Raw genomic sequence first — 22914 nt, forward strand, 5'->3', positions numbered from 1 at the left:
CCATCGATCAACATGAGGGCCGCGTAATCGCCGGCCAGCACAGCCACAAACAGGGAGCCAATGCGTAGTCGGGCCACTATGCCAGCCCCTCGGGCCCGATCGGGCGCACAGCGAAGACACTGCGCAGATATCCAGTGGGACGCCCGCAAGTGGTGCACGCGGGGTGGGTGCCGCATCGGGACGCCGCCTCGCGTTTGTGGCCCACGTAGGTCGCCATCGCGGATTGCAAAGTTGCCAGGCAGGCTTGGCAGAGCGTCTCCACGAGGTCGCCGTCTGGGCTTAGCCCCATCTGGTCGCATTCGTCGACGGCGTGGACCTCGGCGACCGCCACCGCCGGCGCACCGCACGTAATGCCGGTTGACACCCGCTGGGCACTGCAGATGGGCTGCAGCGCGAGAAGTTGATCCTCGATCGCAGGGACGATGTCCATCGCGCCAACTCCTTTCCGATGCGCCCAACGCCGCGCAAAGACGGCGTCCCTCATTCGATGCAGCAGCCGTGGTGGTCGCGCGGCGCCGGAGCCGTATTCAGCAGTCGATCGTTGGAACGGGCGAGGCTTCATCTGGTTTTCTCCAATTTGTGGCGATGGCGTTCCGCGGTGATCAACACGGCCAGCTCGTCCACCGTCATCGCGACCGCTCCGCGCACCGTCCGGTCGCCGTCAGTTAAGCCAGCATTAATCGACGTGGGATGAGTGGTCATCACCCGGCGAACTGATTCACCCGGGTGATTCGGCGAATATCACGAGCAGCAAGGCGAAGCGATTGCCAATGCCCGCCTTGCCGGCCACGCGCTGTGCCGAGCACTGCTTCGCGCGCCCAGTTGGCCCAGCTCATGCGCGGTGTTGGTTGACCTGCAGCAAATCGGGTAGGTGACGTGCGCGGGTCCTACAATGACGTGCACTGCAATGGCAGTCCGGTAAACGGTAGACAGGACACCCGATGGGGTCTTCAACCGGCCTTTTCGACGTCGGCGGCCAGCGGTTGATCATGCCGCCGATTCGTGGGCGGACAGACGAGCTGAGAACGATCGGCGCCCTGGTTACCGCGGTGGCTCAAGGGCGTGGCGGCGTGCTGGTCATCGAAGGCCCGCCCGGCATTGGTAAGAGTCGGTTGCTCACCGAGGTATTGGCGCTGGCCGACAAGTGTGGGGTGCGCACTCTGTTTGGGGAGGCATTCGAATACCAGCAGACCGTGCCGTTTTTCTCGCTGTTCATGGCCACCCTGCACGCCGATCCGCCGGTCGGGGATGCGGAGGCGTTGCGCGGGCTGGGCAGCTCAGCCGATCTGCGCTACTGGGTGGTGCACGATTTGGCCGACGCGATTTATGCGGCGGCCGCGCAAACCCCGCTGGCGATCATGTTGGAGGACATTCACTGGGCCGATAACGCCACGTTGGTCGCGCTGCGGTCGCTGGCCACCGCGCGCCCGGATGTGGCGGTGTTGTGGGTAGTGACTGCCCGCACCGGAGCCGGCGGACCGGCGGTGCAGGAGACCTTGTCGGTGCTGCAACGCGCGAATGCCACATTCCTGCGATTGACCGCCATGACACCGGATGCGGTCGCCGACATGGTCTGCGACGCGGTGCGGGCAAAAGCCGATGTGTCGCTGTTGAATCTGGCCGCCAAGGCGCACGGAAATCCGTTTTTGGTCAGCGAGCTTGTCGGAGGATTGGGCGAGGAGGGCCGGCTCAATGTCGCCGGCGGCCGTGTGATGGTCACCGGAGACGGGCTACCGCGCCGGCTGGGCGCCGGTATGCAGCAGCGACTCGACCTGCTCTCCGGCGAGGCGTCAGAGGTGGTGCGGGTGGCCGCAGTGTTGCCGGATCGGTTTTCGGCGGAGCTGTTGGCCGCGATGCTCGAGCGATCGCCTGCGTCGTTGCTGTCGGCGCTGGAGGAGGCGGTGCGCGCGGATCTTTTCGCCGAAGACGGCGAGCAGTTGAGGTTTCGGCACGACTTGCTGCGCGAGGCCACCCGACAGTCGTTGCCACAGTCGTTGCGGCGGGCAATGGAGCGCCAATCGGCGTCCGTCATGCTCGGCATGGGCGCGGCGCCGGCCGAGGTGGCCACCCAGTTGGCGCGCAGCGCCGAGCCGGGAGACCGAGAGGCGATCGACGCGCTGCGCCAGGCCGCGCAAGCGGTCGGCCGCGGCGATGCGAGTGCCGCCGCGGACTTGAGTAAGCGCGCGTTGGAGCTGTTGCCCGCCAACGACTCTGAGCACGGATCACTGGTCGCGGAAACGGTGGGGTGGCTCAATCGGGCCAGTCGCTACGGCGAGGCCGAAGATTTGGCCGACCTGGCGCTCGCGGAGGCAGCGTCGCCCGAAGTCGAGGCCGAGATCCGTCTCCGCCTACCGGTGCACACCAAGCACACCGACCAGCGGCGGGTGGCGGAGAATCGGCGGGCGCTTGAGTTGAGCGGCATCAGCGAGGTCACCCGTGCACGCCATTTGGCGTGGCTGGCGTACAACCTGGTGTTCGACGAAGGTGGGCAACGGCGCGCGGCCGCCGACGAGGCTGCCGCGGCCGCGGTAGTCACCGGTGATCTCGAAGCCAAGATCATGGCCGAAGTCACCCACGCTTTGCTCGATGCCGGTGAGGGATACACGTCCCGCGCATTACGCCGTTTCGAGGAGCTTTCTCCGCTCGCCCACACGAATGAAACGGCGTTGGCGCATGCCTATGCCGGAATGTACAACGCAAACCTGCTGGCAGTGGTCGGCCGGTTGGACGACGCGACTGCCCGGGTCGCCGACGGCATAGGGCAGGCCCGCCGGGAAGGCAACGCGATGGCCCTCGCGCTGTGGGCCGTCTTCAGTGGGCTTGTCCATCTCGCTGCGGGCCGGCTGTCGGCCGCTCGCGACGCGACGGAATTCCTTCCGCCGCCGCAGCGGACGGGAGCAACCGAGCATGACGTTCTTCGCATGGTGATCCTCGCCGAGGTGGCGGTGCACACCGACGACCGGAACTTGCTGCAGCAGATGGTCAGTGATGCGCGCGAAGCCCACTCCACTGGCTCCGCCGGCATACGTCGAGGGTCGGCGTATGTGCTCGCGCGGGCGGCGTGGCAGCGCGACGACGTTCATGACGCGATGCGCTGGCTCGGCGACGTCATCCTGCTGGCGACACCGTTTTTCCCCCATGCATTAGTTCGGCTGATCTTGGGTGCGCGGGTGGCCTCGGCCGCCGGTGATGCCGGCTTACGCGCGCGGGTTCTGCAGGCCACCGAGGTGCTTGAACGCGAGCGGCCTGTGGTGCCGTTGTTCGCGGCGGTGGCCGGATATGCCCGCGGGATCCTCGAACACGATGCCCAGGCCTTGGTGGCTGTTGCGGAGTCGCTTCGCACGTCTGCGCGGCCGCTTCTTTACGCCAGCGCTGCCGAGGACGCCGGCGCTGAACTCGCCCACATCGATCATGGTGATGCGGCGCTCGACCAGCTCAACGCCGCATTCGACAGCTACGTCGAGTGCGAAGCGATTGCCGATGCCCGGCGAGTCGGCCGCGCGCTGCGCCGATTAGGCGTGGAACGGCGCATCGTCACGCACCAGCGGGCAAAAACGGGCTGGGACAGCCTCACCGACTCCGAACTCAAGGTCGTCAACCTCATCGCACGGGGCGCGACCAACCGCGACGTCGCCGCTCAGCTGCACCTGTCCCCCCACACGGTGAAGACCCACGTCCACAACGCTTTTGCAAAGCTGGGCATTACTTCTCGCGCCCAATTGGCGCAGCTCATGCGTGGCGCCGATTGATCGACAGCAAACGCGAGATGACGCCTGCGGCTTTACAATGACGTGCACTGTAAGGGCAGTCCGGTAATTAAACCGTAGACAGGGACATCCGATGGGGCCTCCAACTGGCCTGTTTGACATCGGCGGCCAGCGGCTGGTCATTCCGCCGATTCGGGGGCGGGCTGACGAGTTGAAGGTGATCGGCGCACTGGTTAACGCGGTGGCCCAGGGGCGCGGCGGCGTGCTGGTCATCGAGGGCCCGCCGGGCATTGGCAAGAGCCGCTTGTTGACCGAGATGGTGGCGCTGGCCGACAAGTGTGGGGTGCGCACCTTGTTCGGGGAGGCATTTGAATATCAGCAGACGGTGCCGTTTTTCTCGCTGTTCATGGCCACGCTGCGCGCCGAGCCGCCGGTCGGCGATGTTGAGGCGTTGCGCCGCCTGGGCGACTCGGCGGATCTGCGCTACTGGGTGGTGCACGATTTGGCCGACGCGATCGATGCGGCGGCCGCACAGACCCCGCTGGCGATCATGTTGGAGGACATTCACTGGGCCGACAACGGCACGCTGTTGGCGCTGCGGTCGCTGGCCACTGCCCGCCCGGGTGCGCCGGTGCTGTGGGTATTGACTACCCGCACCGGGGCCGGCGGGCCTGCGGTGCAAGAGACGTTGTCGGTGCTGCAACGCGCGAACGCCACAGTCCTGCGCTTGGGGGCCATGACGCCGGATGCGGTCGCCGACATGGTTCAAGACGCCGTACGCGCGAAAGCCGATGTGTCGCTGCTGAATCTGGCCGCCAAGGCGCACGGAAATCCATTTTTGGTCAGCGAGCTTGTCGGGGGTCTTGGCGAGGAGGATCGGCTCACCGTCAACGGCGGCCGCGCGATGGTCACCGGAGACAGGCTTCCGCGCCGGCTGGGCGCCAGTATGCAGCAACGACTCGACCTGCTCTCCGACGAGGCTTCGGAGGTGGTGCGGGTAGCAGCGGTGCTGCCGAATCGATTTTCGGCTGGCTTACTGGCCGCGATGCTGGACCGCCAACCGGTCTCGTTGATGTCGGCGCTGGAGGAGGCGGTGCGCGCGGATCTATTCGTCGACGACGGTGAGCGGTTGAGGTTTCGGCACGACTTGCTGCGGGAGGCGACCCGGCAGTCGTTGCCGGAGTCGTTGCGGCGCGCGATGGAGCGCCAGTCGGCGTCGCTCATGCTGAGTGTCGGCGCGACGCCGGCCGAGGCGGCCACCCAGCTGGCACGCAGCGCCCAGCCGGGAGACCGTGAGGCGATCGACGCACTGCGCCAAGCCGCCCAATCGGTTGGCCGCGGCGATGCCAGCGCGGCCGCGGACTTGAGCAAGCGTGCGTTGGAGCTGTTGCCCGCCGACGACGCCGAGCATGGATCCCTGGTCGCAGAAACGGTGGAGTGGCTCAACCGGGCCGGCCGCTATAGCGAGGCCGAAGAATTGGCCGTCGTGGCGCTCGCGGAGGCGGCGTCGCCCGAAGTAGAGGCCGAGATCCGCCTCCGGCTCCCGGCGCACACCAAACACAGCACACAGCAGCGGGCAGAGGAGAATCGGCGAGCGCTCGAATTAACCGCTATCAGCGAGGTCACTCGGGCGCGACATCTGGCGTGGCTTGCCTACAACATCGTGTTGCAGGACCAAGGCGGCGAACGGCGCACAGCAGCCGACGAGGCTGCCGCCGCGGCGGCAACCACCGGTGATCTCGAGGCCACAATCATGGCCGACGTCACCCTCGCCCTAATCGACGTCGGTGAGGGGTTCAGGAGCCGCGCCCTCAGCCGCCTCGAAAAGCTTTGCTCGCTCCCCTACACGAATGACGCGGCCTCGGCTCATGGCTTTGCCGCGATGCACTACGCAATCCTGCTGGCAGTGGTCGGCCGGTTGGACGACGCGACAGCCCAGGTCGCCGACGGCATCGGGCGGGCCCGCCGCGAAGGCAACGCGATGGTTCTCAATATGTGGGCCGTCATCAGTGGGATTGTTCACCTCGCGGCGGGGCGGCTGTCGGCCGCTCGCTACGCAGCGGAGCCGCTGCCGTCCCCACAGCCGACAGGCGTGAGCGAGCCGGACCTGCTCCGCATTGTGATCATGGCCTCGGTGGCGGTGCACACTGACGACCGAAACTTGTTGCAGCAGATGATATATCAGGCGCGCGATGCGTACTCCACGGGTTCACGTGCCATCCGTCGAGGAGCGGCGTATGTGCTCGCGCTGGCGGCGTGGCAGCGCGACGACGTTCATGAAGCCGCCCGCTGGCTCGGCGGCGACATCGCCCTTCTCGGGACACCACTGCAGTCCTATGCCTTGAATCGGGTGATCTTGAGTGCGCGGGTGGCCTCGGCCGCCGGTGATGCCGGCTTGCGCGCGCGGGTCTTGCAGGCCACCCAGATGCTGGAGTCCGAGCAGCCCGCCGTGCCGCTGTTGGCCGGAGTGGCCGGATATGCCCGCGCGATACTCGAGCGTGACGTCCAAGCACTGGTGGCTGCCACCGACGTGCTTCGCGCGTCTCCGCGGCCGCTTCTTTATGCCAGCGCTGCCGAGCACGCCGGCGGCGAGCTGAGTCGCGCACAGCGCAACGCCGAGGCGCTCGACCAGCTCAATGCCGCATTCGACACCTACGTCGAGTGCGAAGCGATCGCCGATGCTCGGCGAGTCGGCCGCGCGCTGCGCCGATTAGGCGTGGAAAGGCGCATCGTCACGCGCCCGCGGGCAAAAACGGGCTGGGACAGCCTTACCGACTCCGAACTCAAGGTCGTCAACCTCATCGCACAGGGTGCGACCAACCGCTCCGTCGCTACGCAGCTGCACCTCTCCCCTCACACGGTGAAGACCCACGTGCACAATGCGTTTGCCAAACTGGGCATTACCTCCCGCGCCCAATTAGCGCAGCTCATGCGCGGCGCCGATTGACTGACACGTCAAGTACGGCGCCGCCTAGTACTGCACCCATCCGGTCCTAAACATCAACCCTCGGGCGATGGTTTTGCGCTGCCCGCACGACGACCGTAGTAGTCGACGCAAGACCGAACAATGCTGAACGCAACCTACGGAATGCTGGCAATGCTGCCAGTGACATTCTGGGTTGCCGGGTACCGGATGGTGTCGTGATGACCGCAAGCTGGCGCAGCCCGATCGCCGAATCAGCGAGCTGCACTATCGATTCCAGCGCCCAAGCTGGCAATCGCCAACTTGCAATCATAATCCAACGATTTCGTGCCAAAAGAGCGCAAAAGCGCTGTGAACAAAGGGAATTCAGAGCATGGCTACAGATAACCGCGCGCCCACTCTGGTAAAAGGTTCGTTGGCCATGCCTCACGCTCTGACCCGAGCGACCGCCTCGACATGCGCAGCCGCGATTCCTTTCGCGATTGAGGCTGGGAAGACCACGATTCAGCCGGGAGCGTGTCCCATCTCAACTGGTTGCCCCGTCGTCGGCCTAGTACTAGACCCATCCGGCTCTAAACATCAATCCTCGGGCGATGGTTTTGCGCTTGCCGCGCGACGACCGTAGTAGTCGACCGCTAGGCCACACACCGTGCTGGTGAGCACACGAAGAAAAGAGCGAACAATGTTGCCGCCAACGCGACGCAACCGCAGGCGAATACCCGGCACACATCGATCGCTGGCCTGCAACCGCATAGTTACCACGAGCGATGGCGTCTCGCTGTCCGTTAGTGACTGGGGATCTCACGCCCCCGGCCATACAGTCGTACTTCTACACGGCTTTTGCTTAAACAAAGAGTCCTGGAACATCCAGTTGACGCAGCTAATCCGTCACTGGGGCAACAACATCCGGATCATCAGTTACGACCACCGTGGTCACGGCGACTCTGGCAATGCCTCAATGCACACATATCGGATCGACAGACTCGCCGACGACCTCGCCGAGTTGCTGGTCGCGCTCGGCGTCACGGGCCCGCTCACTCTGGTAGGGCACTCGATGGGCGGTATGACGGCCTTGGCCTATCTTCGCCGGCCCGCCAGCAAGCGTCCCGTTGACCCGGAGAGCCTTGTTCTCGTCGCGACCGCCGCGGGAAATCTCAGGTCGCACGGCCTCGGCCGACTGCTGCGGAGCCCCGCGACAAGCATGCTCTACCACCTCGTACATCGCATGCCTCGCGCAGGTACCGATCAGGTAGTTCAATTCCTCGCCCGGCCGGTGTGCGCGGCACTGACCAGACATGGCGGATACGGTGAAGCCGCCCCGAAAGCGTTGGTCGCTAAGTCTGCGGCCGCCATCAACACCACCCCGTCGACGATCAAAGTCGGCTTCCTGCGCGGTCTGAAAGAGTACGACTGCTCTCAGGCCCTGAGCTCTATCACGGCCAACACAACCATCATCAGTGGAGGAGCGGACAAGCTCACGCCCATGTGGCACGCCCGCGAGCTGGCCGATAGTATCCCCGGGGCGACGCTCATCCACCGGCCCACCGCAGGGCACACGCTTTTGCATGAAATCCCGCAGGTGGTCACCGAAGCCATCAACTCCGCCATCGCCGCCGGCAGCCATGCTCTCGCGGCTGGGAGCGGAGCTTGCGACCCAGCCTCACCCATCGAAGTCGAGGCGCGAGTGTCATGACCCGGGTACGCAGAGCCTCCCCTTCCGGGCCACTACGCATACACCCATCCGGCCCTAAAGATCACCCCCCGGGCGATGGTGGCGGCGCTGCCCGCGCTGCAACGTAGTCATTGAGCTCTGGATCGCCGCGACCGCCGCCGCTCAACACGACACAGAGGAGTTGAGAAAACGATGCTGAGCACAGCGTTGGGAATGTTGATGGCGATGCCGGTGGTGTTCGGCGTCGGTGGGTACGCGTTGGTGTCCCGACGACCATGAGCACGCGAAGACGACGATGCCCGCCGCTGCCAATGAGCGAATACACCGACGCAAGAGGAGAAATGCGGTGAGCGGGCACAGCGTGAGCGCGGATCATGAGAGATTCATCGGCTCCATTGCGCTGGGGTACGCCAGCCCATACGGACGTCGCCAGCGTGCGCTGAATTCGATCGCGATGAGCGCATCTGATTCAATGGAGGCACCGCGATTACCGGGCAGAATGAGCCCGTCCGACCCTTCAGAAAACTACTGGGATGCCGAGACACCAGCGCCCAGCAATGGCGCGCCGACGCCGAGTTTCCCTGCCCTGCCGCCGGGTTCGATCGATTCGCCGAGTTCCGACATGACCGACTCGGCCGAACGAACCGACAACGGTGCCGCGGAAGCCGCTGCGCGAGCAGTTCTGCTCGGCACCAAGCTGCACGTCCCGGATATCGGGGCCCAGCTTGTTCGCCGGGCTGCGCTACTCGATGCGCTATCGGCGGGGCGCTGCCGCAAACTGACCCTGCTGAGTGCTCCGGCGGGCTGGGGCAAGACGACATTGCTTGCGCAGTGGGCTCTGCGTGCGGGCGAGAACGAGCGATTCGCCTGGCTGTCGCTTGACTCCTCCGACAACGACCCGGTGTGGTTTTGGATGTATACGGTTGCCGCGCTGCAGAAGATCAGTCCCGGAGTAGGGGCTCGCGCGGTGGAACTCCTCGCGATGAGCGCCGACCCAGTGCAGGTCGTCCTGCCTACGCTGCTGAATGATCTCGACACGGTCGCTCGCCCGATAGTGCTCGTTCTTGATGACTACCACCTGGTGGTGAGTCGAGCGGTCCATGAGCAGCTTGCGTTCTTCATCAGCCGGATGCCGGCGAATCTTCACCTGGTGTTGGCCACCCGGTCCGATCCGATGTTGCCGTTGGCTCGGATGAGGGCCAGCGGCGAGCTTGCCGAAGTGCGAACCGATGATTTACGTTTCGGAGCTGTTGAGGCGGGCCATCTGCTGAACGATGTCCTCGGCCTGGACTTGGCCCACGCAGATATTCAACTGTTGCACCAACGCACCGAAGGGTGGGCTGCCGGCCTGTACCTTGCCGCCCTCTCGCTAGCCGGGCGCGCTGATGCCCCAGCGTTCATCAGAGCCTTCGCCGGCGACAACCGTCATATCGTCGACTACTTGATGGCCGAGGTGCTCGATGGTCAGCCACCGCACCTGCGGAGCTTTTTGCTACGTACCTCGGTTTTGGGACGACTCAGCGGTGCGCTGTGCGACGCGACGCTGCAGACGTCTGACTCGGCCTCGATCTTGCAGAAAATCGAGCGTGAAAACCTGTTTGTGGTGCCGCTGGACATGTCGCGTCAGTGGTACCGCTACCACCAGCTATTCGGAGAGTTGCTGCGAACCGAACTGCGGCGCACCGAGCCCGATCTCGTCCCCAATCTGCACCGACGAGCCGCGGCCTGGTTCGAGGCCGAGGGCCTCATCGATGAGGCAGTCCGCCACCTGATCGCCGGCGGTGACATCGCGCGCAGTGCTGATCTGATCGCCGCGGACTGGGTCGACGAGTTCAACGGGGGCGGCGTGTCGACGGTCTGCGGCATGCTTGATCTGCTTCCCGAAGAGACTGTTCGACAGGATCCACGGCTGAGCGTGGCCCGGGCCTGGGTCGCACTAAGCGTTGGTCAACTCGATGACGCCGCCAAGTGGATCGAGGCAATCGAGACCCGGTCTGCGGCCGACACCGCGGATGGTGCCGCCGTCAGCGCTCAAGTCGTCGTCTTGCGCGCGGTTCACTCGTTCAAGACGGCTAACGTCGCCGCGGCGCTTGACACGGCTCGCCGGGCAATCACCCTCGATCTCGGCGACGCGCCTTTGGGCCGATCAACCGCCTACTCCATCTATGGATCCGCGCTGTACTTTTCGGGCAGCACCCGCGAGGCGCAAGCTGCCTTCGAGCAGGCCGTAGAGCTCGCCGAGAAGGTCGGTGATCGTCGCGTTCGCATCCACGCGTTGGGCTATACCGCGCTGATTTCGGCAGAACATGGTCAGCTCGCAGATGCCGAACGCGATATCCGCCGGGCTTCGGGCAGCTCCCGGGACCTGGCGGATGCGGAACACCTCGTGGACGCGATGGTGTCGGTGGCTGCGGCCGAACTCCTTGCCATGCGCGGTGACACGGCTGCAGCGATAGCCGCAGCCGACACGGCCGTCATGTCGGCTCGCCACGGTGGAGCAATCCTCGAGGTGGCCAAGACGCTGTTGGTCAGAGCGGAGATCCTCGAGAATCTCGGCGACCATCAGGGCGCGCAACCCATCCTCGACGAGGTCGACGTCCTGGTACGCAGTTGCGCCGACGCTGACGTCGTATCGAGGCTGCTCGGTCCGGTCCAGCGGTTTTGCGCGGGCGTCGCGGCGACTTCTCGCAGCGAGGGGTGCGCGGCAGGTGAGGAGCTAACGCCCAAGGAGCTTGAGGTTCTTCGCCTGCTCGCCACCCGACTATCGCGACGTGAAATCGGTGAGCGACTATACGTCTCGCTCAACACTGTGAAGACCCACCAGCGCGCTATTTACCGCAAGCTCGGCGTTGAGCACCGCGGCGCGGCGGTCAGCCGGGCGCGAGAACTCGGCCTGCTCTAGCTCGCACAACTGGGTCGTATGGCCGCAGCCGATCACGAATCGTCGCACCTGAGAATGCGATTGAGTCATCACCCGGGTGAAAAGAGCGCCCGGGTGATGAAAATTCACCCCGCGCTGGGGCAGCCTCAGACAAGAGCACATGCTGGCAGGTTCACCACCACCTAGCAGGACGCAGCCTCGACCGCTACTTGTGTCGACTGGATCAAGAACACTTAAGGAGTCATTCACAGATGACGACCAGCACGACAAGTAGCTGCACTGCTACCGCCACGCTGAAGCCCCGGTATGACTTCATCGTGTGCGGCGCAGGCTCAGCGGGTTCGGTGGTAGCCAGGCGCTTAGCCGAAAACCCCGACGTAAGCGTGTTGTTGGTAGAGGCGGGTGGCGATGACAGCGCTCCAAGTGTCACCGAGCCGAGCCAGTGGCCACTGAACCTGGGCAGCGAACGTGACTGGAGCTTCAAGGGATTACCGAATCCGCGGATCAACGGACGGTCGGTTCCTTTCTCTATGGGCAAAGTGGTGGGAGGCGGATCGTCGATCAACGCGATGGTCTGGGCCCGCGGGCATCGAGCCGACTGGGATCTTTTCGCCGCCGAAGCCAATGACCCGGCATGGGGATATGAGTCCGTGCTTGACATCTACCGCCGCATTGAAGACTGGCATGGCGTACCCGATCCGCGATATCGCGGCACTGGCGGTCCGGTGTTCGTCCAGCCTGCCCCCGAACCGAACCCGCTAGCGCCGGCAACGCTTATGGGTGCGAACTCGATCGGCATACCGATCTTCGAAAACCCCAATGGACGAATGATGGAGACGACAGGTGGCGCGTCCATCACCGATATCCGCGTTCGGAACGGCAAGCGCGAATCGGTATTCCGTTCCTACGTCTACCCATACATGGACCGCCCGAACCTAGTAGTTCTCACTGATGCGCTCCTCACGCGCGTAACCGTCGTCGGGAGCCGGGCTACCGGTGTGGAGATTTTCTATCGCGGCGAACAGCATGCGATCAGGGCCGAGATGGAAGTGGTGTTGTCGCTCGGCGCGATCCACACACCCAAGGTGTTGATGTATTCCGGAATCGGCGACGCAGAAGAATTGCAGCGCTTTGGGATCCCTGTGCACCAACACCTTCCGGGTGTGGGGCGAAACTTCCACGATCATATCGCGCTCCACTGTGTCTGGCAGGACCAGGCGCCGCGGACGCCGCGCAACAACACAGGCGAGTCGACTGTCTACTGGACTCTTTCGGACTCAGACTGTCCAGACGTGTTTATCAATCAAGCCGAAGCACCGTACGGCACGGACGAGACGGCAGCGCGGTTCGGATTGCCCGAGTTCGGGTGGACGATGGTCGGCGGTGTCACACACCCCAAGAGCCGCGGCAGGGTGCGGTTAGGCGGGCCCGATCCGCGTGACCCGATCCAGCTCGATGCCAACACATTCGGCGACGCTGCCGACCTGAAGACCGCCACAGCCTGTGTGGAGCTGTGCCGCGAGATCGGCAACTCGGCTCCGCTGCGTCCATTCGTTAGCCGCGAAGTCATGCCCGGGAATTTGAAAGGCCGCGAGCTCGAACGATTCATCCGCGATGCCGCCACAACCTACTGGCACCTGTGCGGCACGGCGAAGATGGGACCTTACGACTCCGTGTCGGTCGTCGACGGCGCCCTAAGGGTGTACGGGATCGACAACTTGCGGGTTGCAGACAGCTCCATCATGCCGCGCATCACTACCGGCAACATCATGGCGCCGTGCGTGATCATCGGCGAACGCGCCGCAGGCATGCTCGTCGCCGACCACGCGCTCTGAAGGCCGCGAATGGCCTTCGCGGATACGGAATGGAGACGGCGCTGATGGGGATTTCTGAATTCGATGACGTCGAGGCCCATCTGCTCGAGCCAGAAGAAAGCCTGGACTCCGAACAGACGGGCATCGACCTGGACGAAGGCTACTCGCCCCCGGAAAGCCCGCGCGAATTGCAGGCGTGGGGTCTCACCGCGAGGGAAGCGCGTACCCATGAAAGTCTGGCGCGCCGACTGGCCCGTGAGCTGCCCGACGTGACCGACCAGTGGGACGGTGACGGGATCGGCGATATCGCCGACAGCGATGGCGAGCCTATCGACGATCAGATCGGCGGCATGCGCGCAGGCCGGCTCGTCGCCTTCGATCTCGACCCCACGGATCCGAGTACCGATTACCTTGCCCACGACGTCGGCATTGGTGGGGGCGCTGCGTCCGCTGAGGAAGCCGCCATCCATATCGTCGAGTCGCCATGAGTAAGCGCCGCACTACACGCCGCTCGTGGGTGACGCCGCGGGAGCGGCAGATGCTGGCCGGTGCGTACTGGCCGGTCATCGTGTTCACTCTCGTGCGTGCGGGCTGGACAGCACGCTTGACAACGTCTGAGGACTGACTGGCCGGTCCTGTAGCCGGAGGTGCGCCGCAGATCGTTTCCCGTCAGCGCCTCACCCGGGTGAATTGCACGCTCGGATGAGGACAACTCACCCTCTGCGCACAGATAGTGGTTGTTGATCTGAGCCGCGACCGTAAACCGCCTGGATCACCTTCTTGACCAACTGCGCGGCCATGCGGTGAACGACGCATGAAGAACGGAGACCGCATGTCACAGAAAGAGGCCGCCGTCATGATGACTGATGCGCCGGGAAAGTCTCGAACGAGCGCAATCGCGCCTCTCATCGCGCGCTATGGTCTGGTCATAGTCCTGGCCTGGTTCGGCGCCATGAAGTTCACTTACTATGAGTCCCAGGGTATTTCACATTGGGTGGCCCATAGCCCCTTCTTGAGTTGGTTTTACAACATCATGTCCATCGACGCCTTTGGTCGATTGAATGGATCAATAGAATTGCTTACTGCAGCACTGCTGGCCGTCAAGCCGTGGTTGCCGAAGGCTTCCGTGGTGGGCGGCATACTCGCCACGCTGTTCTTCGCGATCACACTGAGTTTCATGGTCACGACTCCCGGCACCGGGGAGGCGTCTGCTGGTGGCTTTCCCGTTCTCTCCGCCGACGCGGAGTTCTTGATGAAGGACATTGCGCTCCTCGGCTTAGCCCTGTGGCTGCTGACGGACGCAATTGATGCAAACCGCAGACAGGAGACGTTCGCCGACCGGACTCACACTTCCCGCTGATGAAGTCGGGCGTGATCGGTTATGGCTGAAGGCATTGTATTGAGAGGTGCGGCCGCACTCGTGACGACCGCACCGCCGGGGGCAAGTCCGGCCGGCAGCGTGTCGATCATGGTCACCGCTAAGGCGCTGGCGGAAATCGATCTTCTGATCGCCAAGCGTTGTGTCGATATTGTCCTCGCCGACGCCGCTGGCGGCGGTGAACGCAGCTATGAGATGGTCACGCGGCCGATCCGATTGGACACGCTCAGAAGTGATGCGGCGGTGGTGATCCGGGCCACCGGTATCGTCGAGCGTACCGACCTCGGGTTGGCCGTGCGGTTTGAGGTCGATGACCGATTCAAACAGCGCCCCTTGGTGTTTCATCACGACTGCGGAAACGTCTGCCTCACCGCGGAATCACCGGTGGCCACGAGGCTACTGCCGCTCAGTCGATTCCGTTCCGACCAATGACGCGGTCAACGGCACTTCTTTCGCGCCACGAACATCGGTGCTGCGGCGGCGGCGGCCGTGCGCGCGACGTTGGGGGTTGTCATGGCTGAGCATCGCCACGTCGAGCTGGACTCAACGTCGCGACACATTCACACCTATCGGTTGGTGTTGCGGCCGTGGCGCCTTGACGACGAGAGTGCCGCGCGCGCGATATATGGTGACCCCCAAGTGGCTTCGTGGTTGTGCCCGGCGTTGCCGGCGATCGTGGATGTTCCCGAGATGCGGCGCGTGCTGGGTGTCTGGATGGCTGAAAACGACGCGGCTGGACTGCCGCTGGGCCGCTGGGCGATCACCGAGAAGCAGTCCGGAGACGTAATCGGTGGGGTGGCGTTGCTGCCGCTGCCACCCGAGCGAACCGACCTAGAGATCGGATGGCAGGTGGCCCCCGCCATGTGGGGTCGTGGTTATGGTGCTGAAGCCGGTCATGCGGTTGCGCATCAGGCCTTTGAGAACGCGGGTGTCAGTGAGGTGTTCGCGGTTGTGCGGCCGCGTAACAGTCGCGGGGTGGCCACCGCACGACGAGTGGGTATGGAATGGGTCGGCGAGACCGACAAATACTACGGGTTGTCCCTTCAGGTGTATCGGCTCAGGAAAGCGGACCTGGATCTACCAGAACCGGGTTGCGGCCCGCCTGTCTCGTGGCCTTGAGCAGGAAATCACACCCGTACTGCCGCCTGTGATGACATGGAAGGGATACTCGATTGTGAATGAATCGCCAACGCCCATGGGCAGTATCGAACGCAGTGCCCACGATGGACTACAGACGATCATCACCGACAACGCCCAAGGTGATCGGTTCGAGGCCGCGATAGGCGACCAGGTGATCGGTCGGCAGCCCTACCGCCGCTACCGCAGCCATATCGTGTTGATGGCCACCGAAGTCGATGCGCAATGGCGTGATCGGGGCGTCTCGTCCGCGATGATCGGTGGTGTGCTTGAACTGATCCGGGGGGCCGGACACACGGTCATTCCGCGGTGCAAGATCACGGGTGACTACATTCTGCGCCATCCTGAATACCGGGACCTGGTGGCCGACCAATATCAGGGATTGCTCGGCCCCGTGTCGCGGCCCCCTGCGCCGGGGCCTCGGGACTTGTGATTGCGGTGTTTTAAGGACTCGCGAAGTCACCGACCGCGGTCATCTTGTCGCCGTCCGAGGCGGTGGCGAAGCCGACGGCGGTGAAGGCACAGTTCAGGATGATCGCCCGGTGCGCAGGACTTTGCATCCACAGGTCGAGCGCTACGTCCGGAGTCGCATCGGATCCGGTGCCCCAGTAGACGATCTCACCGGTGTAGCTGGGCCTGACGTAACCCGCATCGGTGATACGCGCCTGCGGTGAAGAGCCATCCGAACCGATATGACCGTTTACACCAGTCTTCAGCATGTCGTCGGCGTGCCGCTGTGCTGCTGCGGCCAAGCGCGGGTCATCGCCGGTTTCCCCGCATATCTGGCGAAGCTGGCTGACACCGCTGTACACCGCGGACCCTAAATCGTCTGCGCGCGCAGCAAAATCAGCGACTGCGCCGGAAGACGCTAAGAAGACAGTCCAGACCGAGAGAACGGCGACGATGTCGACTTTCCTCGTCATGTTGCCTCTTGACACGCACAAGCTTTATAGCAAACAAATGCTATCCACTTTCCACCCTGGAAAGTCGAGAATCGGTCTACTAACTGCGATCCACGGAAAGGGGCCGCATCTCTGCGGCCCTATCTGGTGGAGCTGTCGGGAATCGAATCCGTCGCTCTACCAGGCAATATGCTCTCTGAGCTGCCGGTTCGCTACGTCTCGGTGCGTTTCAATCCCGCTCGATACCTGCGGTTTCGGTCTCGGGTCTTGACGGCGTCAAGAGCCCCACGCGGCGGTTCTACTGCTCGCTGACGGAATTCGCTCTCCGGCCGTGCCGATTTGTAGGCTTTCGGACATGCCGTTCAACAACGGTGAGGTCTTCGCTGGCTACGTTATTCAGCGCTTGCTGGGCACTGGTGGTATGAGTGAGGTTTACCTCGCCCAGCATCCTCGTCTGCCTCGTCACGATGCGCTGAAGATCTTGTCACTGGCCTCAACGGCCGACGAGGAGTTTCGCGCAAGATTCAATCGCGAAGCCGAATTGGCAGCGACGCTGTGGCACCCACATATCGTCGGCGTTCTCGATCGTGGTGAGTTCAACGGCCGGCTCTGGATCTCGATGGATTACGTGGAGGGCACCGACGCAGGCCGATTGGTTCGGGAGTGCCACCCGCGCGGCATGCCAGAACAAGAGGTCTCGGAAATTGTGACGGCGGTGGCTGATGCGCTCGACTTCGGTCATGATCGCCGTCTGCTCCATCGGGACGTCAAGCCTGAGAACATCCTCGTGACCGCGGCCGATGGCCACCGACGCAGGGTGTTATTAACCGACTTTGGCATCGCTCGCAGAATCGATGACGTCAGCAACCTCACTGAGGCCAACGTCGCCATAGGAACGATCAGTTACGTGGCCCCCGAGCAACTCTTGGGCAAGCCGCTTGACGGCCGAGCGGATCAATATGCGCTGGCCGCCACAACTTTTTACCTACTGACCGGTGCCCCACCGTTTCAAGACTCAAATCGCGCCGTCGTACTCAGCCACCATCTCGGTACCCCGCCACCGCGGATCTCGCAGCGCCGACCCGATCTCGCGCACCTGGACGCCGTGCTGGCAAGGGCGCTGGCCAAAGACCCCAACGAGCGATACCCGAATTGCGTCGACTTTGCCCGAGCCCTCACCCACCAGGATCCCGGCCGCGATGCGGCTGCACCGCATCCGCAAGCCGGCTCACAGACGTCGGTGTCGGCCCCCGCCGAGAGCCTCGGTTCGGGCGAACGTCCAGCCACGCAGCGTCTGGAGCGCCTGGTCGTCAACGGGATAGCACGCGGCGTCCAGCAAAGCGTGGTCGATGCTCACGATCAGGTCGGGGTCTTGTCGTTTCAGTTGGTCCCATATGAACCACTAGTTAACCGGCCTGCCCATATTCCGGTCGAGATACAAACTGATCTCGTAGCAAGTCGGCTCGCAGATGGGGATGAGGTCGAGGTCAGCGGCGCGTGGGACGGCGACACGCTCGATGCCGACAAAATCATCAACTTCTCCGTTGAACCTAGTAAGAAGCGACGCCGATCCCAGGTCCGCGCCAAACTATCGCGATACAAGGCGCCACAAGGCAGAAAGGTCCGGATCGCGGCCGTCGTTGCCGCCCTCGGTGTGATCGTGTTAACCGCGACTGCGGTTGTGTATTTCACCCAGGGATTCGGCGCCTGGACTCGTCCAGGACCAATCGTCAAGCCAGTGAGCGCAACGGTGTTTTCCCCCGACGGCGCCCCCGACAATCCGCAGGACGCCAGGTTGGCAATCGACGGCAACCCAAACACGGCGTGGTCCACCGTTACCTATAAGGACGCCGTCCCTTTTCCGGAGTTCATCGAAGGAATGGGTCTGCTGCTGCACCTGTCCGAACCGACCGCACTGAGCGCCGTGACGATCGACGTGCCCAGCACAGGAACCAAGGTCCAGATCCGCTCGTCGCCCACCGATGCCCCCGCCAAATTGGCCGACACCGTCGAGCTCACCCCAAACACGCCACTGCGGGCGGGGCACAACCGCATAGCGGTGCATAACCGGACCAAGACCTCCGACGTGCTGGTGTGGATCTCCACCCTGGGAACCACCAATGGCGAGAGCCGGACGGAAATATCCGAAATCACCCTGCAGGCGACTGCCTAAGCGACGTCCTGGAGGTCGACTGTTCAGCTAAATCCTGGTGGAGCTGCCGGGAATCGAACCCGGGTCCTACGGCATGCCCTCAAGGCTTCTCCGTGCGCAGTTCGCCTTGCCCTTACTCGGATCTCCCGGTCTCGCGAACTAGCCGGGACGGCGATCCCAGTCGCTGTTTGGTGTCCCGCTAGGTCCCGCGACCGAACCTAACGGTTGATCCCTCTAGCTGACGCCAGGGTCCGGGTCGAGGGAGTTCCCGGTCTGACGGACTAGCTGTCGCTTAGGCAGCGAGAGCGTAGTCGCGCTGATGTGAATCGGCGCTTATCTAGTTGCAACGACGCTTACGGTGGTCTCTTGCCTGCACCGGCACGCTTCCCTTGATTCGATGCGCGAAGTCGAAACCGTTCAGCCCCATGTCTTCGAGCATCCCCGCCGACTTTCGGCAGGACAATCAATGGTACGCGCTCTAGAACAACAGGCCAGCGAATATTCATCCGCGCCGCGGAGTGGCTCACATCACAAAGTTGAGATGTTCGACGATGCGAGTCCCGACCTGCTCGTCACCGCTGAGCTCGACGGGGACGCTGTCTACACGGCCGCCCGCCAGCCGAGTGAACAGCAAACCGTCGAGCCGGATCGTGGCCGTCGGCTCCCGCCCGCCGAAGTCGTCCACCACTTGGGCGCGACCGTCCACGGCAACGCGGATGGTGCGGGCCAGCGGACCCGTCAGCTCGATGGCCACCCGGGACCCGCCGGGGGCCTTACCCAGCTTGCCCACGACGTAGCCCATGCTGGTGGCCATCTCGTCGAGCGCCAGCCCTGACGCGGGCGAAACCAGTTCCGCCTCCGAGGCGGGCGCGCCCAGCGCATCGCGGATGTCGTGCTCGTGCATCCAGCAGTCGAACACTCGAACCCGCATGAACCGGCCATAACTGTCCGGGCCTACCGGCGTCGCAGTAAGCGCGTTCCACTCGTCATCGGGCATGTCCGCCAAGCGCTTTCGACGATCATCGGTCACCGTCCGGAAACGCCGATACAGGTCGGAGCCGGACTCGGCGCTAAGGTGACGCACCCAGCACTCGTTCATTACGCCGACGTCGTTGCGCACGTGGGCCAAAGTCGACACGTCGATATCCGCGTCTGGCGGGGCCAATCCCAGCAGCACCGACTCGGTGCCGATGATGTGGGCCACCACATCGTGCACGCACCAACCCGGCAGCGGCGTCGGCGTCTGCCACTGCTCCTCGGTCAGCCCAGTCATCAATCCGTCAAGGGCATCCCAGGTGGCGAAAAGACCCGCAAGCACATCGGACTTGTCGAGTTGGGTGACCGGGCGCGAGGGGCTGCTCATCGGCCTGATGGTAGACGGCGCAGGCGTCAGGTGGCGGCGATCATCCCTACCGACAGCGCCGCCAAAACCATGCCGATGGCCTGCCAGCGGGTCACCCGCTCGCGCAGCACGATGATGGCCAGAATGACCGTCGTCGCCGGATACAGCGAGATCAAGATGCTGGCCAACGACAGCAGCCATTTCTGGATGGCCAGCAGCATGGTGATATTGGCGCAGCTATCCAGCAGCGCCGCCATCACCGCCAGCCGCAGCGGCGTCTTGGACGGAAGCTGAAGGTTGTTGCTCATCCCGGCAACGGTGAACACCAGCACCGTCGCCGCCGCTCGCGCAAAAAACAGCGGCCACAACCGACACTCCGCAGGGGCCTGGTGGAGCAGCACGAAGTCCAGCCCGAACGCCACCCCGGAGCCCACCGTCAACCAAGCCACCTTGCTGGTGAACCGGTGAGTCCGGACATCCTCGTCGGCGGGCGACTCCCGGCTGACCAGGATCACCGCGAGCATCGCCACCACCACGCCCATCGAGGCCGTCTCCCCCGGCCGCTCGCCGAGAGCCACGCCGGCGGCGACCGGTACGGCGGCATTGAGCACCGCCGCAAGCGGTGACACCACCGAGATCGGTCCGGCGGCCACGGCGGCGTAGAAGCAGTACACGCCGACGGCCTGGCTGATCCCGTACAGACTGCCCCACAGCAGCGCGCCCTCGTGGACAGGCCCGCCGGCGGTGGCGGCCGTCACGCCCAGCAGCGCGGTGGCGATCGGATAGGTCACCAGCATGACGCGCAGCCCAGCCACGCGCCGAGACGCCACCCCTCCGACGAAGTCGCTGACGCCGTAGCTGACCGCGGACAGCTGGGCGTACGCCGCGCCGATCAGTTCATGCCCCTGGCGCGTCTACCTAATGCACGGAGCACTTCCCGCTGGGCGTCCCGGCGGGCTAAATCCTGACGTTTGTCGTGCGCCCGCTTGCCTCGCGCTAATGCAAGCTCCACCTTGACTTTTCCTTCGGAGAAATACAGGGTCAACGGCACGAGCGCGAGGTTACCATCTCTGATTTTGCCGATGAGCGTGTCGATTTGGCGCCTGTGGAGCAATAGCTTCCGGGTGCGACGCGGCTCGTGGTTCGTCCAGCTGCCATGGTGATACTCCGGAATGTGCAGGTTACGCAGCCAAACTTCGCCGTCGTCGACAGTGGCGTAGGCGTCCGCCAACGACGCCTTGCCTTCGCGCAGACTCTTTACCTCCGTGCCGAGCAAAACCACCCCCGCCTCGAACACTTCCAGGATCGAATAGTTGTGCCGCGCCTTGCGGTTAGTGGCTAGGACGTGCCTGCCGCCGGTCTTGGTTCCGCCGGACTTCTTGGCCATCACTACCGCCGCACGTACACGCGCAGGGTTGCGTATGCCGTAATCCCGGCCATCGCCACGCCCACCAAGAACAGTTTCCACGAGTCGTACAGGACGTCGGCATAGTCGACTTTGGCGATGAGATTGGCTTGATAGAACTGGTTGAGCGCGTTGCCCAGAAACACCGCTTGCACCACGATCAAGCCGAGGATCGCGATGATGACCCCCGCGGTAGCGGCCACCATGGCTTCGACCAGGAACGGCAGCTGTGTATACCAGCGGGTGGCGCCGACCAGCCGCATGATGCCGATCTCTGTGCGTCTGGTGTAGGCCGCGACCTGGACCATGTTGGCGATCAACAGGATGGCTCCGATGGCCTGCACCAAAGCCACAGCGAACGCGGCGTTCGACAGCCCGTCGAGCACAGCGAACAGCCGGTCGATCAACTCCTTCTGATTGAGCACATGGTCCACCCCGGGCTGTCCCAGCATGGCCTGATCGAATTCGCTGTGCTGCTCGGGGTTTTCGAGCTTGACGATGAATGACGCCGGGAACGCATCCTTACTGGCCAAGTCCTTGAACTGGGGAATTTTGCGGATGGCGTCTTGGTAGGCGTCCTCGCGGTTGAGAAACCGCACCGCTTTGACGTCGTTGCGCGCTTCGATCTTCTCACGCAGCGCCTTGCATGGTGGGCTGTCGCAGGTCGGGTCGTTGGCGGAGATGTCGTTGGTCAGGAAGACCTGTGTCTCCACCCGGTCGAGGTAGATGCTGCGCGAGTTGTCGGCCAATCGGATCACCAGCAGGCCACCGCCGAAAAGGCCGATCGAAATTGCGGTGGTCAGGATCATCGCGATCGTCATGGTGACGTTGCGACGAAGTCCGGTTACGACCTCGTTGAATAGGAAGCTGAAGCGCACTTAGCGGTCCATCCCATAGACACCGCGCTGATCGTCACGTACCAGCCTGCCCAACGACAGTTCCACCACGCGCTGCCGCATCGTGTCGACGATGTGATAGTCGTGCGTCGCCATCAGCACGGTGGTCCCGGTGCGGTTGATCCGCTCGAGCAGATCCATGATGTCGTTACTGGTTTCCGGGTCAAGGTTCCCGGTGGGCTCATCGGCCAGCAACACCAACGGCCGGTTGACGAACGCGCGGGCGATCCCCACCCGCTGCTGCTCACCTCCGGACAGCTCGTTCGGGAGCCGGTTGGCCTTGCCGGACAGACCGACCATCTCCAGCACGTCGGGCACCACCCGGTTGATCACATCGGGCTTCTTGCCGATGACCTCCAGCGCGAACGCAACGTTCTCGAACACCGTTTTCTGCTGCAGCAGCCGGAAATCCTGGAAGACACAGCCGATCACCTGTCGCAGTTTCGGAATGTGGCGTCCGGGCAGCGTGTTGACGTGAAACTTCGAGACCCGCACATCACCGGTCGTCGGTGTCTCGGCTCCCAGCAGCAGCCGCATGAACGTCGACTTGCCCGAGCCGGAGGGACCGATGAGGAAGACGAACTCACCCTTGTCGATCTTGACGTTGATGTTGTCCAGCGCCGGACGCGCCGACGATTTGTACTGCTTGCTGACGTGGTCGAGGGTGATCATCACGGATCGCCAGTGTAACGGGGAGTTTCGGTA

Annotated in this window: 18 protein-coding genes and 1 other RNA gene; 11 read left to right on the forward strand and 8 right to left on the reverse strand. The window is 63.8% G+C overall.

What is annotated here, in order from left to right; all coding sequences use genetic code 11:
• Positions 1 to 76: 76 nt before the first annotated feature.
• Entirely contained in the window at positions 77 to 430 is a 354-nt protein-coding gene (locus AWC06_RS06585) for a phosphoenolpyruvate carboxylase (protein WP_227370998.1), read from the reverse strand.
• A gap of 511 nt (positions 431 to 941) precedes the next feature.
• On the opposite strand from AWC06_RS06585, the gene AWC06_RS06590 reads away from it, so the two are divergent.
• The 10 genes from AWC06_RS06590 (at position 942) to AWC06_RS06635 (ending at position 15945) form a co-directional block, all read left to right on the forward strand.
• Positions 942 to 3749 (forward strand): helix-turn-helix transcriptional regulator, encoded by a 2808-nt coding sequence (locus AWC06_RS06590; RefSeq protein ID WP_085195622.1) that lies wholly within the window; start codon positions 942 to 944, stop codon positions 3747 to 3749.
• 91 nt (positions 3750 to 3840) lie between these two features.
• Positions 3841 to 6654, forward strand: coding sequence for a helix-turn-helix transcriptional regulator (locus tag AWC06_RS06595; RefSeq protein ID WP_085195623.1), 2814 nt, complete (start codon positions 3841 to 3843; stop codon positions 6652 to 6654).
• Between the two features lie 658 nt (positions 6655 to 7312).
• Positions 7313 to 8323 (forward strand): alpha/beta fold hydrolase, encoded by a 1011-nt coding sequence (locus tag AWC06_RS06600; protein ID WP_085195625.1) that lies wholly within the window; start codon positions 7313 to 7315, stop codon positions 8321 to 8323.
• 601 nt (positions 8324 to 8924) lie between these two features.
• Entirely contained in the window at positions 8925 to 11204 is a 2280-nt protein-coding gene (locus AWC06_RS06605) for a winged helix-turn-helix domain-containing protein (RefSeq protein WP_085195627.1), read from the forward strand.
• Positions 11205 to 11434: 230 nt separating this feature from the next.
• Positions 11435 to 13018 carry a GMC family oxidoreductase gene (locus AWC06_RS06610; RefSeq protein ID WP_085195629.1) on the forward strand — a complete coding sequence of 528 codons (1584 nt, stop codon included), beginning with the start codon at positions 11435 to 11437 and terminating at the stop codon, positions 13016 to 13018.
• Between the two features lie 29 nt (positions 13019 to 13047).
• Positions 13048 to 13485: a DUF5709 domain-containing protein gene (locus tag AWC06_RS06615; protein ID WP_085195631.1), complete on the forward strand. Its 438-nt coding sequence runs from the start codon at positions 13048 to 13050 to the stop codon at positions 13483 to 13485.
• A 344-nt stretch (positions 13486 to 13829) separates the two neighbouring features.
• Positions 13830 to 14357: a YkgB family protein gene (locus AWC06_RS06620; RefSeq protein WP_085196033.1), complete on the forward strand. Its 528-nt coding sequence runs from the start codon at positions 13830 to 13832 to the stop codon at positions 14355 to 14357.
• Between the two features lie 60 nt (positions 14358 to 14417).
• Positions 14418 to 14807, forward strand: a complete 390-nt coding sequence (locus tag AWC06_RS06625) for a hypothetical protein (RefSeq protein ID WP_085195633.1) — start codon at positions 14418 to 14420, stop codon at positions 14805 to 14807.
• A gap of 81 nt (positions 14808 to 14888) precedes the next feature.
• The gene (locus AWC06_RS06630; protein ID WP_085195635.1) at positions 14889 to 15494 is read left to right on the forward strand and encodes a GNAT family N-acetyltransferase; all 606 of its coding nucleotides are present in this window, start codon (positions 14889 to 14891) and stop codon (positions 15492 to 15494) included.
• A gap of 55 nt (positions 15495 to 15549) precedes the next feature.
• Positions 15550 to 15945, forward strand: coding sequence for a GNAT family N-acetyltransferase (locus AWC06_RS06635; RefSeq protein WP_085196035.1), 396 nt, complete (start codon positions 15550 to 15552; stop codon positions 15943 to 15945).
• A gap of 10 nt (positions 15946 to 15955) precedes the next feature.
• Here AWC06_RS06635 and AWC06_RS06640 read toward each other — a convergent pair whose 3' ends face one another.
• Positions 15956 to 16435, reverse strand: coding sequence for a CAP domain-containing protein (locus AWC06_RS06640; RefSeq protein ID WP_169715307.1), 480 nt, complete (start codon positions 16433 to 16435; stop codon positions 15956 to 15958).
• 334 nt (positions 16436 to 16769) lie between these two features.
• On the opposite strand from AWC06_RS06640, the gene AWC06_RS06645 reads away from it, so the two are divergent.
• Positions 16770 to 18587, forward strand: a complete 1818-nt coding sequence (locus AWC06_RS06645) for a serine/threonine-protein kinase (protein ID WP_085195639.1) — start codon at positions 16770 to 16772, stop codon at positions 18585 to 18587.
• A gap of 35 nt (positions 18588 to 18622) precedes the next feature.
• Here AWC06_RS06645 and ssrA read toward each other — a convergent pair.
• The 6 genes from ssrA to ftsE all read right to left on the reverse strand — a co-directional run bounded on the left by ssrA (position 18623) and on the right by ftsE (position 22881).
• Positions 18623 to 18991, reverse strand: a transfer-messenger RNA (tmRNA) gene (gene ssrA / locus AWC06_RS06650).
• A gap of 98 nt (positions 18992 to 19089) precedes the next feature.
• A complete protein-coding gene (locus AWC06_RS06655) occupies positions 19090 to 19929 on the reverse strand; it encodes a maleylpyruvate isomerase family mycothiol-dependent enzyme (RefSeq protein ID WP_085195641.1) in 840 nt (279 codons plus the stop codon).
• 26 nt (positions 19930 to 19955) lie between these two features.
• Positions 19956 to 20804 (reverse strand): DMT family transporter, encoded by an 849-nt coding sequence (locus tag AWC06_RS06660; RefSeq protein ID WP_085195642.1) that lies wholly within the window; start codon positions 20802 to 20804, stop codon positions 19956 to 19958.
• Positions 20801 to 21295: an SsrA-binding protein SmpB gene (smpB, locus tag AWC06_RS06665; protein WP_085196037.1), complete on the reverse strand. Its 495-nt coding sequence runs from the start codon at positions 21293 to 21295 to the stop codon at positions 20801 to 20803. The genes AWC06_RS06660 and smpB overlap by 4 nt, the downstream gene beginning before the upstream one ends.
• 2 nt (positions 21296 to 21297) lie before the next feature.
• Complete coding sequence (gene ftsX, locus AWC06_RS06670) at positions 21298 to 22191, reverse strand: permease-like cell division protein FtsX (protein WP_085195644.1); 894 nt, start codon at positions 22189 to 22191, stop codon at positions 21298 to 21300.
• Entirely contained in the window at positions 22192 to 22881 is a 690-nt protein-coding gene (ftsE, locus tag AWC06_RS06675) for a cell division ATP-binding protein FtsE (protein ID WP_085195646.1), read from the reverse strand. It lies immediately after the preceding gene.
• Positions 22882 to 22914 lie beyond the last annotated feature (33 nt).

The sequence above is a fragment of the Mycobacterium fragae genome (genome assembly GCF_002102185.1).
Taxonomy (GTDB): domain Bacteria; phylum Actinomycetota; class Actinomycetes; order Mycobacteriales; family Mycobacteriaceae; genus Mycobacterium; species Mycobacterium fragae.